At 75.8% G+C, this 1,747-nt stretch carries 2 protein-coding genes; one reads left to right on the top strand and one right to left on the bottom strand.

The genetic code is table 11. The features are described from left to right. Window positions 1-157: 157 nt before the first annotated feature. Window positions 158-973 carry an MBL fold metallo-hydrolase gene (locus ACFUEL_RS39360; RefSeq protein ID WP_380242979.1) on the bottom strand — a complete coding sequence of 272 codons (816 nt, stop codon included), beginning with the start codon at window positions 971-973 and terminating at the stop codon, window positions 158-160. 89 nt (window positions 974-1,062) lie between these two features. Here ACFUEL_RS39360 and ACFUEL_RS39355 point away from each other — a divergent pair, with 89 nt between their 5' ends. Then, entirely contained in the window at window positions 1,063-1,671 is a 609-nt protein-coding gene (locus ACFUEL_RS39355) for a TetR/AcrR family transcriptional regulator (protein WP_380242978.1), read from the top strand. Window positions 1,672-1,747: the final 76 nt, after the last annotated feature.

Below are 1,747 nucleotides of genomic sequence, written 5' to 3'. Positions count from 1 at the left end.
CCCCGGTGGACGGGGCGCCCCTTCGCCGTTCGGACCCTTCGCCGCTCAAGCCGCTTGCCGTTCGGGCCCTTCGCCCTTCAGGCCGCTCGCCGTTCGGGCCGCTCGCTGCTCGGGCCGCTCGCTGCTCGGGCCGCTCGCCGCTCAGGCCGCTCGCCGCTCAGGCGCCGGCGAGCCGGGCGTACTCCCACGGGTCGTGCGAGCTGAACGGCACCACCAGGCCCGCGTGTTCGCGGACCAGTTCGCGCAGCCGGGCGTGGTTGCCGAGCCGCAGCGGCCGGTCCACCTCGGTGAGTTGCTGGAGCACGTCCATCCCGGGGTGGCCGTGCGGCCGGTCCGGGTCGGTCTCGTGGTGGAAGTAGTACGCGTCGCCGCAGTGCAGCAGCCAGCGGTCGCCGTCCCGGACGGCGACGGCGGCGTGTCCGGCGGAGTGCCCGCCGAGCGGGACCAGCGCCAGGTCGTCGGCCAGGCCGGGCAGCGGGCGGACGCTGTCGAAGCCGAACCAGGGTGCGTCGCCGGTCTGCTGGTGGCCCACCCAGTCGGGGTGGTGCGCCCAGTGCGCGGGCCGGTAACGGATCCGGTCCTCGGGGTGCGGACCGGGCGCGCCGAGGGCGGCGCGCCGTTCGGCCTCCAGGAGGTGGACCCGGGCGCCGGGGAAGTCGGACAGCCCGCCGGCGTGGTCGAGGTCGAGGTGGGTGAGCAGGACGTGCCGGACGTCGGCCGGATCGTGCCCGAGCGCCCTGACCTGGTGCAGCGCGGTCTCGGCGAGGTCCAGTACGGGTTGGGCCCGGCCGAGGAACTCGGGGCCGAGGGTGCGGCCCGGGTCGGCGACGTCGGCGGTGCCGAGTCCGGTGTCGACCAGCACCAGGCCGTCCCGGTCGGTCTCGATCAGCAGGCAGTGGCAGACCGCGCGGCGTTCCTCGCCGGCGTGCTCGACGGCGCGCAGGGAACCGCAGTTGAGGTGGTGGATCCGCATTCGTCCCCCTGGGGTCGGGTCGTCCGCCATCCAAAGATAGCGAACGACCGATCGTTAATAGCGAACGGTCGTCAGGTTATGCTCGCTCCATGAGCCCGCGCAAGTCCGCCGCCGACGCCGCCGCCACCCGCGCCCGGATCCTCGACCGCACCCTCGCCCTCGCCGTGGTCCACGGCCTGGAGGGCGTCACCATCGGCCTGCTCGCCGAGGACCTCGGCATGAGCAAGGCCGGCGTGGTCGGCCCGTTCGGCACCAAGGAGGAACTCCACCTGGCCGTCCTGGACGAGGCCGCGGAGCGCTTCCGGGCCGAGGTGCTCGCCCCGCTGGCCGGCGCCCGCCCCGGCACCGGCCGCCTGGTCAGGGCCCACGACGCCTGGTTCGCGTACATGGCCTCCGACCGGCACGCCGGCTGCTTCCTGGCCGCCGTCGCCGCCGAGTTCGACGCCCGCCCCGGCCCGGTCCGCGACCGGGTCCGCGAGGCGTTCGCCCGCTGGGACGCCTTCGTCCTGGCCGAACTGCGCGCCGCCCTCGACGCGGCCGAACTCCCGCCCGACACCGACCTCGACCAACTCCGCTTCGAACTGCGCGGCATCACCCTCGCCGCCGACCAGGGCGTCCAGCTCTGGCACGACCCCGAGACCCCCGCCCGCGCGGGCCGCGCCGTCCGCCGCCTCCTGACGCCCCGCCGGCTCCCCTGAGCCACCCCCGCGGCCGGGCACGCGAACGCGGAAGGGGCGGGCACCCATCGGGTGCCCGCCCCTCACGTCAGTGCGG

It is taken from the genome of Kitasatospora sp. NPDC057198, from assembly GCF_042670125.1.
Taxonomy (GTDB): Bacteria; Actinomycetota; Actinomycetes; order Streptomycetales; family Streptomycetaceae; genus Kitasatospora.
Note: the sequence above shows the minus strand (reverse complement) of the source record. Positions and strands in the feature narration are given on the sequence as shown.